Below are 12,972 nucleotides of genomic sequence, written 5' to 3'. Positions count from 1 at the left end.
CATTATGCTCGCTTTAGTCGTGTGCTTATTTGGCACACGACTTAATCCGGCTTGGTTATTTGTCAGCGCCATTGGCGTGAGCTATTTAACTGGTTTAATCGAGCTGGAATCTATGTTGGTAAATTATGCCAACCCTTCTTTGATCACCCTTGTACTGTTGATCTTAGTCTCTATTGCAATAGAAAAAACTACACTTGTACAAAAGCTTGCCAGTACACTTGCCAGTGGCAGTTTGTCTAAGTCCGTAATGAAACTTGGCCTCTCTACGGCCTTCTTATCATCGTTTACTAATAACACCGCGGTTGTCGCTTCTCTGATCAGCACCATTAAAGAGAGCCAAACACATTCGCCCTCCAAGTTATTGCTGCCTTTATCCTACACAGCCATATTGGGAGGCACCTTAACCTTAATTGGCACGTCTACGAATTTAATCGTCAATGGCTTTGCCGTTGATGCAGGTATGGCCCCTCTGGGCTTTTTTGATTTTACTTTGGTTGGTGCGGGCGCTCTTATTGTTGGCTTGCTGACAATTTTATTACTCTTGAAATTCTTGCCAGACCACGGAACCGAAGACCAAGAAGTTGTGCCTTTTTACTTAGAGGGCAAGGTCTCAGCCGATTCAAAGTTAATTGGTCGCACCGTTGAAGAAAACGGTCTTAGAGACCTAAAAGACTTATTCTTAGCAGAAATTATTCGTGGGGAGCGCCGTATCTGTGCCGTAACTCCGCAGCAGGAAATTTGCCAAGGCGATGTTTTATTGTTCGTTGGTGATATCAAATCAGTCCCTTTGTTACGCCGCTTTGATGGCTTGCAGGTTGTGCATGATAAACACGAAAAAGACGTTGAGCACCTAGTTGAAGTGGTTGTAAGTCAGTCTTCGAAATACATCGGAAAAACCATCAAAGAGATCCGTTTTCGTGAACAGTTTCACGCTGCAGTTATCGCCATTCGACGCGGGCATGACCGCCTGCAAGGCGGCCTTGGCAAAGTGAAACTGCAAGCGGGTGACTCATTAATTCTGGCACCTGGCAGCGACTTTTATAATTTGCCTGATCTAAAACGTGAATTTGTTTATATTTCAGGATTGGATTTACAAACTCACTTAACAAAACAGCAATCTGGTCATGTTTTATTGGGCTTTGCCGCTGTGATTGGCTTGGGTATCTTTGATATTGTGCCCCTAGTCAAAGGCCTCATGGTTCTGCTACTTGGATTAGTAGCCCTCGGTACAATTAAAGTCAACGAAATGAAACGTCGTTTTCCTATTGAGTTGCTGGCCATTGTCGGCAGTGCCATTGGTCTTGCCAAATTAATGATTGAAACTGGTTTGGCAACACAACTGTCCGATGCGCTGTTTCTGTTACTCGGTGATTTTGGGCCTTATGGCGCTTTTATTGCCATCTTTGTAATGACCGTGGTATTTACCGAACTTATCACTAATAACGCCGCTGCTGCATTGTCATTTCCAGTTGCATATGCTTTGGCTGTCGGGTTTGGTGTCGATCCACTCCCCTTTATTATGGCTGTTGCTTTTGGTGCGTCAGCAAGCTTTATTTCACCCTTTGGTTATCAAACAAACTTGATGGTCTATAGTGCAGGAAACTACCGGATCAAAGATTACGTCACGGTAGGCGTTCCTCTTTCAATTATTTACTCTATTACCGTCCTGACCTTGATCCCATTGGTCTTTCCCTTTTAATGGATAGCTTCATGGATAAAAATATTGTTTGGCATAATTATGCCGTGGAAAAAACACATCGTAGTGAGCTCAAAGGCCATAAGCCTGTGATCCTCTGGTTTACGGGCTTTTCTGGCTCAGGGAAAAGTACCGTGGCCAATGCACTAGAAAGTGCGCTACATCAAAGTGGTGTGCATACTTATTTGCTCGATGGTGATAATGTTAGACATGGACTGTGTAAAGATCTCGGTTTCAGTGATACCGATCGCGTTGAGAATATTCGTCGAGTTGGTGAATTAAGCAAGCTCATGGTGGATGCAGGACTTGTGGTTTTAACTGCATTTATTTCTCCTTTCCAAGCAGAAAGAGACATGGTTAGAAACCTAGTAGGCGAAGGCGAGTTTGTAGAAGTGTTTTTAGATACGCCTCTTGAAGTATGTGAGCAACGCGATCCTAAAGGCTTATACAAAAAGGCACGCGCTGGCGAAATTAAGAATTTCACGGGAATTGATTCTGACTATCAACCCCCTGTTGCGCCAGAAATAAGACTTAATACAGGTGAAAACTCTCTTGAGCAGTCCGTACAACAATTAATTGATTATTTGAAAGATAAAAACATCATCCAGTAGCAAGGATTACCTATGAATGATACAGACCTGCTCGAAGAACTTGTCGAACTTGCTCGTCTCGCAGGCGACGAAATAATGCAGATCTATGCCAAAGACTTTGCCATAGAATTTAAGAATGATGACAGCCCAGTGACAGAAGCTGATCTTGCCGCAAATAGAGTTATCACCGCAGGTCTACAGCGTTTAACACCTGAAATCCCGATTTTAAGTGAAGAAAGTGCAGATATCAGCTGGCAGGAACGCCAAACTTGGCAGCGATACTGGCTTGTAGACCCAATTGATGGCACCAAAGAGTTCATCAAAAAAAATGGCGAGTTCACCGTCAATATTGCGTTGATTGAACAAGGCACTCCGACTATGGGTGTGGTGTACGCTCCTGCGCTTAATATTTGCTACTTAGCAGCACAGAGCATTGGCGCATTCAGAGAGTGTGATGAAGCCCGTATTGAACTAAAAGTAACCCAAAAAGCACAGCAGGGAACAATTAAAGTGGTTGGTTCTCGATCTCACCCCTCCGCTGAGCTTGCTGATTATTTAGCGCAATTCGATGATGTTGAAATGGTACCAAAAGGCAGCTCATTAAAACTCTGCTTAGTCGCTGAAGGGGAAGCTGACGTATATCCGCGCCTTGGCCCAACAAGCGAATGGGATACAGGTGCCGGTCATGCAGTAGCCAAAATTGCAGGTGCCACCGTCACTCAGATTGATGGTTCACCACTGACATATAATCAAAAAGAGTCTTACCTCAACCCATATTTTGTGGTTTCTAGGCTCAAATCCTAATATATCGACAGTGTCCAGCTTGGGCACTGTCAAAACCCAATCCACCTTTCACTTGATTCTGCTGGGCTTTTTCATCACTTACTTATACTATAGCGCCCTGATGACTTGGTAATCGCAGCTTTGCTACCTGTCACCCATTGTTTGGACATTTTCTTACCTGTTTGGAATTAAATATGGATTTTAACAAGCTTACTTTGGCACTGCTCTTTGCTTTACCTGCACAACATGCAGTTGCGAAAAGTCCCTCTAAAGACGAAATTTCAGCGCTCAATCAATGTATTTTGAATCAATCAATTTCAGGCGATGACACTCGAACCGTGAAACAAGTGCGCCAATATTGTGAGCAGCAAATAGGAGCTTTAAGCCAACTAGATAAACGTATGGCAAGGGAGCGCGTCACAGAAGAAAATCGCAATGTTTTGACACCGCATCACCGCAATTACATCTTGCCAGTTTCTTATATCAAGAACCCAAACAATCGTCCGTTTGATGGCTTTATGGATAAAACTGAGAAAGATGGTGAACCACTAGACAATGTGGAAGCAAAATATCAAATCTCATTGAAGCTTCCCATCTATCATGATTTTGAAGACAAAGACCAAGCGATATACATGGGCGTGACTTTGCAGTCTTATTGGCAGGTGTATAACAAAGATATTTCATCACCCTTTAGAGAAACAAACTATGAACCCGAAATTTTTTGGGTCAACTTTTTAGATGATGAAAATGTGCTTTGGGGCGATGAAATGGCCTTTGTATTGGGTATCTCCCATCAGTCCAACGGCAGAAGTCAACCAAACTCCCGCTCTTGGAATCGTATTTATGCCAATTTTATTTGGGAATACAATGGCTTTGTATTTAGCTTTAAACCTTGGTATCGCCTGCCTGAAGATGAAAAACCAGATACCAATGCGGCAAAAGGTGATGATAACCCAGATATTCACAAATACATGGGGTATTTTGAGCTCAGTGGCGCATACCGTTTCAACAACGACCACGAGGTAGGCATGATGTTACGCAACAATGCGGGCGGCGATAACCGCGGTGCCGTACAACTAGACTGGTCATTTCCAATTACCGGAAGAGTGCGCGGCTACGCGCAGTACTTTAACGGCTACGGTGAGAGCTTAATAGATTACAATGCCCATATTCAGCGACTTGGGCTCGGTATTGCCATCACTGATTTACTGTAAAGTTTGCTATCCGGCCGAATTATATTTGGCCGGATAATTGGCATACAACGAGTTAACGTTTAACGAAAAAGATACCGCAGAACTTAGCCACCAAGACATCACCATCGTAGACGTTGACTGGGACCGTGTATTTCGCTTTGCCTTGTGTTTCGAGTTCGCTTAGCTCACCGCTACACTCTGACAGAGTTACCGTTGCACCAGGCGCTGTCGTTAATGGCTTGAGATATTTAATCTCGGCATCCGCCAGTACAATATCCCCTTCTAAATTGAGCTCTTTAAGTGCTAAATAAGTCGCCCCCCACCCTGTCAAAGTTGCCATGCTATACACAGAGCCTGCAAACATTGAATTGTGTAAATTCAAGTTGGCTTTTAAATCCGCCTTAGTAGAAAACTGCCAATCGGTATAACTTTCAACCTTGATACCCATAGCATCACTGATCGGAATTGACTCGCGCCATGTGTCTTGCAGAACTTGCGTCCAATCTGGATGTCTAAACCAACCCGGTTCTGAAGGTTTTTGCTTAACCATTTTCCAATGTTGTACATCTCCGTACGCTAGATGGGCTTTTTCTACCACCTCATAACCGTGGCGCTCGTAAAATGCCAGTGCGCGTTCTCGCGCAAAGAGTACCAACTCTTGTGCGTCCTGTGTCCAGGCGATTTTTTCCAGTTCATGAAGCAGTCGGCTACCTAAATGCTGCCCTCGGTGCCCTTCAGCAACGGCCATATAACGCACCTGAGCTTGAAGATGATTGTTAAAGTGCAAACGCGCTACCGCCAGGACTTCACCTTCATTATTTTTAATGTATCGGTGCTCTGCATCTTGTTCTAAATCATCTTGCTCTGATCCCCTCGGTTGATCCCACGGTGCTCTGAGTACTTGCCAGCGTAATTGATAATAATCTTGCCAATCTTGGCTACTTTGTGGCGAAATGACTGGAAACATATTTACTCCTTTTCATGCACACTCATGTGTGTGCTATTTTTGTGTTCTACCTTACAAGAAAAATAATGAACAGGAAATGTTCAAGGTAAAATCATCGACTAATTGTGTAAAATCATCTAAACACAGTGGAATTACCTCAATCCTTGTCTATGCTGATGGAACTATGCAAGATTTTTTGACTGAATCAGGAACCGTCAGCAACGATTTTGTAGCCCAAAGCCACCAGCTTGGTCACTTGTTATATTGGCATAAGCACGGTAAGACGAGCATACAAGTTAGACAAGAAAAATCGCTCCGTTGGCTATTGATAAATAATACGTTACAGTCAATCGTTGAACTGAATCACCCAGAGCACTTGCTTTTTCCTCATTTGCAAGTGTTGGATGACCTATGGCAAAAATACCCTGCCCCACAACGAGTACTTGAATTAGGACTCGGAGGCGGTGCGATCCGTGATTATTTGCATAGCGTCCATCAAGATTGCCAAGTGATCTCTGTAGAAAATAACCCTGATATCATCCACTGCTACAAACGTTATTTCGGTGGAGATCATATCAGTGAAGTCAACTGCAATGACGCGTACAAGGTATTAGAGCTGGATAATGCTCAGCCATTTGATTGGATAATCTTGGACTTATTTAGCGAGCTAGATGCGCCACGCTTTTTGTATCAGCACAAATTTTACACCCTGCTACGCAATGCATTAACGGAACAGGGCGTGCTATTTATCAACTTTATTGCAGAGCATGAGTCACAATTGAAACAGCTAGAGCATCTGCTGATCATTAATTTTGGCAAAAAGCCGTATATACATCAAGTACCCGGCTATGCAAATCATATTATTGCAATAGAGCGCTAAACAGACAGGTTAAAAGTCACTGGGCCATCGTTACATAAACTGACCTGCATATCGGCGCCGAATTGACCTGTCGCGACTGTAATACCTGACTCTCGTGCTTGAGAAACAAAGTATTCGTAAAGCTGCTGTGCCTGCTCTGGTGTGCCCGCAGAAGAGAAACTAGGACGCATCCCTTTTTTGGTATCCGCCGCCAATGTAAATTGAGAAACCACCAGTAGCTCACCCCCTATGTCTCTCAAACTCAAATTCATTTTCCCCGCTTCATCGGTAAAAATGCGATAATTACTCACTTTGTGCAGTAACTTATCGGCCTTTTGCTCATCATCAAGTTTTTCAACTCCGAGCAATACCAAAATACCTTGCTGAATTTCACCTACCACTTCGCCACCGACTTCCACTTTGGCAAACTTGACTCTTTGAATTAATCCTTGCACTTTAACCTCTGTTTTTATCTATTTTGCACAGCAGTAAATCTGCCGCTCTGCGAATAGCCTCCGAATATACTTGATTTGACGTACAGTGCCCAACGCCTTCTAAAATAAGTAGCCTAGCTTGCACTAACTCCGCGAACCTTTGCGCAGGTGCAAACCGACAAACTAAATCGTGCCTGCTGTGAATCATCCATATTGGTAGCGACTGCAAAATACCCGCATTGTTAAACAGTGTTTCCTCTTCCAAAAAGCAATGGTTCGACATGTAGTGCACCATCAGTTTCGCCTGCGAAACCAAATGTGCGCTACAAGGTAGTTGATATCTATGCAACTGAGTATCAACACTTAACTGAGTTTCCCAGTCGTGCCACAATTGTGCCGCTTTATGCTGCTGTAACTCATCTTCGCCAAATAGCTGTTCATGATATAAAGATAAAATTTGCTGATGCGCCGTCAAATGTTGTGAAAACTGGACAAAACGCTCTGGGTAGAACTGTGCTCCAGCCCCCGTAGCGCCATATAACCAAGCGAGATCTGAATTCGTCGCAAAAAAGCTCGCCCAAATGATCAGCCCAGAGACACGCTCTTTGTATTGCTGCGCAAACAAAACCGCCAACGTCGCTCCCCAAGAGCCTCCCGCTATTACACAACGAGGAATATCCAAATAATTCAACAGCGCAATAATGTCTTCGATGAGTAACGCCGTGTGATTGTATTCAAGCGATTGCGGAGAGGAGTTGCCACAGCCCCTTTGGCTATACAAAATAATGCGATAGCGCTGGGGGTTAAAATAGCTCTGTGCCATCTTTTGCAGCCCCATACCGGGGCCACCATGCAATATCAACACAGGTATACCAGCTGGGTTTCCATACTCCTCAATATGCAATTGATGGCCATGGGAAACTGGTAGGTGAAAACTGCGCAGCGGATCCGTAGGCTGATACAGTAAGGTCATGGACTTACCTCATTGTTGAGGTGTGTCATTCTCCTCTTTATGGTGTTCGGCTAAACAAGCTGTAAACTCAGCGCCTAATAACACTACCATCCATGATAAATACACCCAAACAAATAAAATTGGGATAGTTGCCAACGCACCGTATATGACCTCATAGGACGGAAAGTGGCTGATATACATCGCAAACCCTCTTTTCGTCAGCTCAAATAAAAAAGCAGCAAACAACGCGCCCGGTATCGCGGCTTTGAACGACACACGTGTATTTGGAACTAAAGTATAGAGCATAATGAAGCCTGCCATAGAAATTACATAGGGAAGTAACTTCAACAACAAACCGCTAAACCCAGGGATCCCCTGATCGGCAAATGATACCAAAGACACAATATAGGAGGTCACACCGATACTTGCGCCCAGCAGCACCGGACCTAAAGTTAAAACCATCCAGTAAATTGCGAAGGAAATCATCAAGGGTCGTTTGCTTTCGACTCGCCAAATTCGATTCAAGGCGCTATCTACATTGCGGATCAGCAGTAACGCAACCGCCGCTAAAAAACTGATCCCCACTGCGGTCATTTGGTTGGCATTGCCAGCAAAAGCACTGATATGTGCTTTAATCGTGTCTGTTGAAGTGGGAACAAAATTATTAAAGATGAAGTTTTCTATCGCCAAACGCGTATTTTCAAACCCGGGAAAGGCCGTGAATATAGCAACGCCAACAGCAATGAGCGGGACTAAAGATAGTAAAGTTACATAGGCTAGATACCCTGCATTGATGGTTAACTGGTCCTCTTTACAGCGCTCAAAAAAGCGCCGCCACCAACTTGGCTGTGCATCTAACACCGCTTTCGCGCGAACTTTTAATTGTGGCCAATGCTGTTTCATAATAATTCATACATAATGATTGCTTTGCACATCTTACCAATCCACTTCATAATTTAAAGTAGCCATTTAAAGTAAAAGGATAAAGTATGCCTCTAAAATACCTAAAAGTTTATGTTTTAATTGTCGCTTGTGTCATCCTTGGTGGCTGTAAAAGCGCACAAAATGCTTACTATTCTGCATGGGAGCAAGTCGGCGTACACAAACGTGATATCTTGGTAGATCGCGTCGAGGATACCCAAGCATCTCAACAAGCTTCTCAACAAGAGTTTCAAAATGCGTTAGAGCGCTTGTCTGTGCTTATCGATTTCGACGGGGGCGAGCTGAAAAACGTTTACGAGCAATTGAATAGCGATTATGAAGCAAGTCTCAAAGCAGCCGAATCTGTGAGTGATAACATCAACAAAGTAGAATCCGTTGCCGATGCACTCTTCGAAGAGTGGCAAACAGAGCTAGACCAATTTACTAATCCAAAGCTTAAACGCAGCAGTGAAAAAACACTGATCCAGACCCAACAGCAATATAATAGGCTGCTACGTTCAATGCGTAAAAGCGAGGCAAAGATGCAACCGGTCTTAGACTCTATGAAAGACAACGTCTTATATCTTAAGCACAACCTAAATGCACAGGCTATCGCAGCCATCAAAGGCGAATTTAGCAGCTTAAAACGTGACATACAGAGTTTAATCACCGATATGAATCGCTCGATAGCTGACTCAACCAACTTTATTGAGCAAATGAACAAAGGCTAGTTTTTGTATCCGCACTAAGCATATTTAGTGCGGTACTCAAAGCACGCTGAAACACTGACGGCTGAGTTTCAGCTGGCATGCTCTGTAATATGCTTTTGCATATTTTGATGTAACAAATACAGTGCATCGTCTTCGAGCAATGGTCTGCTCATCAAGTACCCCTGAGTTTGCTGACAATACAGTGTAGATAGAACAGCTAGCTGCGCTGGTTGCTCTATACCCTCTGCGGTCACAGTTAAATTGAAGCTTTTTGCAATCGCACAGATGGCTTCAATCAATTGCCTAGGGTTACCCGCTTTTTCGATGCCATCAATAAACGCACGATCAATTTTTAAGCCATCAACTGGCAGTATATTCAGTCGAGATAGGCTACTATAGCCCGTCCCGAAGTCGTCGATATAAATACCAAACCCCATACTATCCAATTTTTGTAGCGGTGCGATTAAGCTGTTTTCTTGCGTCATCATCGCCGATTCAGTCAATTCAATCTTAAACTGCGATGCATTCAACCCCGTTGCTTCAAACTGCCCGACCAACCAATGCATAAATCCCTTGTGCTGCAATTGCAAAGGCGACACATTAACACTCATAAAAATATGCCGGTTTGGAAAACGTTGCGCACATTGCATCGCGTGCTGGAAAACCCAGCGACCTAGTTTGACTATTTGCGCACACTCTTCCGCGATAGGGATGAATTCAGCCGGACTCACAATACCCAACTTCGGACTATGCCACCTCAGCAGCGCCTCAAAACCAATAATGGTCTCGCCTAGCTGGCAATATATCGGTTGAAAGCGCAGTGATAGCTCCTTATCCATATCGAGCGTTTGCAGCTCTCTCTCTATTAATAGCCGGCGTGAAGCCTCACTTGCTATTGCAGAGGTAAAAATGTGATAGTCATTTTTTCCGCGTTTTTTTGCTTCATACATGGCCACATCAGCATCATGTAACAACCTTTCCGCCTCATAGTTGTGACAGGGTGCTGTAAAACGTCTGACTCCAACACTGCCACTCACTGAATGTTTGGCCCCTTGATAGTTAAATGGCTCACGGATCGCAACTAAAATATCTTCTAGTAATAGCTCCAATGGCCCGCTAAGCGATGCCTGTTCAAAAAGTATGGCAAACTCATCGCCACCTAACCGCGCTATATCTGCAAAGCTGCCCACCAGTTCTCGCATGCGCATGGCAAATTCGACCAGTAACGTATCACCAGCAAGATGACCTAATGTGTCATTGATCAGCTTAAAACGGTCTAAATCGATGTACAGCAGAATATAATGGCCTGAATCACCCTGCCGGCTCGTTTCAACTAGCTGCAAGAATGTTTGTCTATTGAGCAGATCTGTTAAACTATCATGCTGTGCTTTGTATTTAAGTTGTTCATTGAATAGCTTGATCTGCGTAATATCCGTTACTCTTCCTTCATAAATGGTGTCGTGACTATGACAGATCCAAGAGCCGGTTTGTCGCAGCCAAACACCGTTGCATCGCTCTGATCCCGCCAACCACTCTAATTCCTCATGTTGTTCGAATGTCATCACCATGTTGCGCCACTTGGCAGCAAACTCTCCCTCCAGCATAAGATCACTGAGCTTCAAAGAATTAAGTCGTTGGCCTTCACCAATCAGTAGGGTTTTAAATGCCGGGTTTGCATCAACCAGTACACCTTGTTTGTCCAACACAAATAAGCCTTCACTGCTATTCACAAACAGGCTTTTATATTTTCTTTCTGCAACAATTTGCTGCTGTAGTGATGACAAACGCTTATTTGAAGCATGCTGCAGCTGTTGATTGGCCTGTGCCAAACTGGCGGTTCGCTCTTCCACTATGGTGTTGATAGTTTGATGTTGTCTAGATAGATACCGTACTTGAAATAGCACCATTAACCCAAGTGCCGCTGCAATCACTACCACCATCATAATGATCAAGGTGTAATTATTCAGTAACGAAGGTGTCAGTTGCTCTTGTGTATACAGATGGATGGCAATTGGTTGCCCAAAGAAGTCCATGGTTTCAACAATTCCGGGCTGTATTTCAGCTAGCCCATAGCTACTTTGCCAATCCGAAGTAAATAACAGCTGACGTTCAGATAGCACCCGTACTTGATGAGCATTATCTTGATAGAATTGACTAAACAGCCCTTCTAACAAATGTTGTAACTGGAAACCAATACCCAATGCCTTTACAACGCCATCTCTTTGAAATTGCTCAATTACCACACTCCAACGATGAGAATGCGGCCAGTTAATGGCTTGTAGTTCGCTTTTTTGCAATCGCCCAGAAGAAGCCGCTGAAATCGCAACCGAGCTGCCGAGCAAATGACCAAACTCCGATACTGGTGCCGCCTTAACTGTTGTCAAATACTGTTTACTTTCAGTCTCGGGTAAATGCACAGTAAAATCAAAAAAGCCCAAATCGCGATACTGGCGTTCCAACGCCTTTACCTGAGAGCCATCAATGATGACATAGGACTCCAAACTCAGTTCAAGGTCTAATCCCGCCAATTGAGATTGTGCAAGGTGATAAAATTGCTCTGGGGTGATTTCAGGCGTTGCCCGCAAATACGCCTCTATCGAATAGAGTAAATGGGCGAAACGCTGCAACTGCTCACTCATTCTAGATTGGTATTGCGCAACTTGTTGTTCGAGTTGATGATGGCCACGCTGTGTGTAATGATCGTGAAAAACCACGGCCATATAACAGATAGCACACAAGTATACGCTGTATATCCAACCACCGAACTTAATCGATGACTGAAAGAATTTTTCCCACTTTTTTACTCTAGACATCCGCTCATAACACTGTACCATTGCACTACTTGATAATAATTCTTATTTGCGATGATTAAAAGTAAACTTTGTTGTTTTTACCCGATTCTGCTACTAAGTACCCAAGTTTTAGCCAGTGACGATGAATTAAACGTCTATTCATTTCGCAAATATGAACTTATCAAACCTATGCTACAAGCTTTTGAGCAACACAGTGGTGTAAAGGTCAACCTCGTCAACGGTAAATCAACTTTCCTGCTGTCACGGCTCAAAGCTGATGGAACTGACTCTCGAGCAGATGTCATATTAAGCTCTGATTTAGCCCAACTGAGTGCCCATCGAGATCTGTTACAACCCATGACAGAATTAAAGGGCTGGTCGGTATTACCCAGTGTATTTAAGGATCCCAATCAACGTTGGATAAGCCTGTCTATGCGCACTCGAGCATTATTTACTCGTGAAGATAGTCAAAGTCATAAAACCACATTTGTGCCAACTCAATTCGCTCAATTTAGTGCGCATCAAGTGCAAGGCAAATTTTGTGTCAGAGACTGGCGCCATAGCTACAATAAAACGCTCTTCGCAAGTCTGTTATCAGGCAAAAACCTACAAGATACTCAATGGATGACAACCGCCAATCAACTCTTGGCTAAACGTCCTTCAGGTGGCGACAGAGATCAGTTGCGTGCACTCGCTAAAGGCCAGTGTCATTATGCTTTAGCCAATCACTACTACTGGCACATGATGAAACAGTCAAACAACAAACAAGATGTCAAACTCGCTTCGCAACTTGCAATGCACTTTTTGCAAATGGCCAACGGGCAGACGCCTGTTTCAACCACCACAGCCGCTATCGCTAAACATGCACCAAACAAAAAGAATGCCCTCGCTTTCATTGATTTTCTATTGCAGCCACAAACACAAAAAATGTATGCACAATTACTCAACGAATTTCCAGTAGTGGCTATTGATGGCTATCAACTGCCTTTTAAACCAGCGCTAGAAAACATCAATTTAAGCTTGGAGTACACGCAAAAAGCCCATGACATTTTGTCTTTGTAACTAAAATTATTGCGATAATTTACAAAAGTGGTGC

General features: G+C 43.7%; 12 protein-coding genes. 7 read left to right on the top strand and 5 right to left on the bottom strand.

The features are described 5' to 3' along the window. The first annotated feature begins 4 nt into the window (after positions 1 to 4). From MHN81_RS23105 to MHN81_RS23090, 4 genes are all read left to right on the top strand, one after another. Positions 5 to 1,699: an SLC13 family permease gene (locus MHN81_RS23105; protein WP_036976795.1), complete on the top strand. Its 1,695-nt coding sequence runs from the start codon at positions 5 to 7 to the stop codon at positions 1,697 to 1,699. 11 nt (positions 1,700 to 1,710) lie between these two features. Beyond that, positions 1,711 to 2,307 carry an adenylyl-sulfate kinase gene (gene cysC / locus MHN81_RS23100; RefSeq protein WP_023400595.1) on the top strand — a complete coding sequence of 199 codons (597 nt, stop codon included), beginning with the start codon at positions 1,711 to 1,713 and terminating at the stop codon, positions 2,305 to 2,307. A gap of 12 nt (positions 2,308 to 2,319) precedes the next feature. Beyond that, on the top strand, positions 2,320 to 3,090 hold the full coding sequence (cysQ, locus tag MHN81_RS23095; RefSeq protein ID WP_239426822.1) for a 3'(2'),5'-bisphosphate nucleotidase CysQ: 771 nt from the start codon (positions 2,320 to 2,322) through the stop codon (positions 3,088 to 3,090). A 173-nt stretch (positions 3,091 to 3,263) separates the two neighbouring features. After that, positions 3,264 to 4,283 (top strand): phospholipase A, encoded by a 1,020-nt coding sequence (locus MHN81_RS23090; protein WP_023400597.1) that lies wholly within the window; start codon positions 3,264 to 3,266, stop codon positions 4,281 to 4,283. A gap of 52 nt (positions 4,284 to 4,335) precedes the next feature. Here MHN81_RS23090 and MHN81_RS23085 read toward each other — a convergent pair whose 3' ends face one another. Then, a complete protein-coding gene (locus MHN81_RS23085; RefSeq protein WP_023400598.1) occupies positions 4,336 to 5,229 on the bottom strand; it encodes a bifunctional GNAT family N-acetyltransferase/hotdog fold thioesterase in 894 nt (297 codons plus the stop codon). Positions 5,230 to 5,392: 163 nt separating this feature from the next. Here MHN81_RS23085 and MHN81_RS23080 point away from each other — a divergent pair, with 163 nt between their 5' ends. Next, complete coding sequence (locus MHN81_RS23080) at positions 5,393 to 6,088, top strand: fused MFS/spermidine synthase (RefSeq protein ID WP_036976791.1); 696 nt, start codon at positions 5,393 to 5,395, stop codon at positions 6,086 to 6,088. Here MHN81_RS23080 and dtd read toward each other — a convergent pair. The 3 genes from dtd to MHN81_RS23065 are packed head-to-tail and all read right to left on the bottom strand — an operon-like array spanning position 6,085 to position 8,356. After that, positions 6,085 to 6,522, bottom strand: a complete 438-nt coding sequence (gene dtd / locus MHN81_RS23075; protein ID WP_023400600.1) for a D-aminoacyl-tRNA deacylase — start codon at positions 6,520 to 6,522, stop codon at positions 6,085 to 6,087. The genes MHN81_RS23080 and dtd overlap by 4 nt on opposite strands. Position 6,523: 1 nt before the next feature. Beyond that, a complete protein-coding gene (locus tag MHN81_RS23070; RefSeq protein WP_239426821.1) occupies positions 6,524 to 7,474 on the bottom strand; it encodes an alpha/beta fold hydrolase in 951 nt (316 codons plus the stop codon). 9 nt (positions 7,475 to 7,483) lie between these two features. Beyond that, a complete protein-coding gene (locus tag MHN81_RS23065; protein WP_023400602.1) occupies positions 7,484 to 8,356 on the bottom strand; it encodes a virulence factor BrkB family protein in 873 nt (290 codons plus the stop codon). Between the two features lie 86 nt (positions 8,357 to 8,442). On the opposite strand from MHN81_RS23065, the gene MHN81_RS23060 reads away from it, so the two are divergent. After that, positions 8,443 to 9,105 carry a DUF2959 domain-containing protein gene (locus MHN81_RS23060; RefSeq protein WP_023400603.1) on the top strand — a complete coding sequence of 221 codons (663 nt, stop codon included), beginning with the start codon at positions 8,443 to 8,445 and terminating at the stop codon, positions 9,103 to 9,105. Between the two features lie 68 nt (positions 9,106 to 9,173). Here MHN81_RS23060 and MHN81_RS23055 read toward each other — a convergent pair whose 3' ends face one another. Further along, positions 9,174 to 11,897, bottom strand: coding sequence for an EAL domain-containing protein (locus tag MHN81_RS23055; protein ID WP_239426820.1), 2,724 nt, complete (start codon positions 11,895 to 11,897; stop codon positions 9,174 to 9,176). Positions 11,898 to 11,948: 51 nt separating this feature from the next. Between MHN81_RS23055 and MHN81_RS23050 the strand changes: the two genes are divergently transcribed. Beyond that, positions 11,949 to 12,938, top strand: coding sequence for an extracellular solute-binding protein (locus tag MHN81_RS23050; RefSeq protein ID WP_023400605.1), 990 nt, complete (start codon positions 11,949 to 11,951; stop codon positions 12,936 to 12,938). The last annotated feature ends 34 nt before the right edge of the window (positions 12,939 to 12,972 follow it).

Source organism: Pseudoalteromonas sp. Of7M-16, assembly GCF_022347805.1.
Taxonomy (GTDB): domain Bacteria; phylum Pseudomonadota; class Gammaproteobacteria; order Enterobacterales; family Alteromonadaceae; genus Pseudoalteromonas; species Pseudoalteromonas luteoviolacea_F.
Note: the sequence above shows the minus strand (reverse complement) of the source record. Positions and strands in the feature narration are given on the sequence as shown.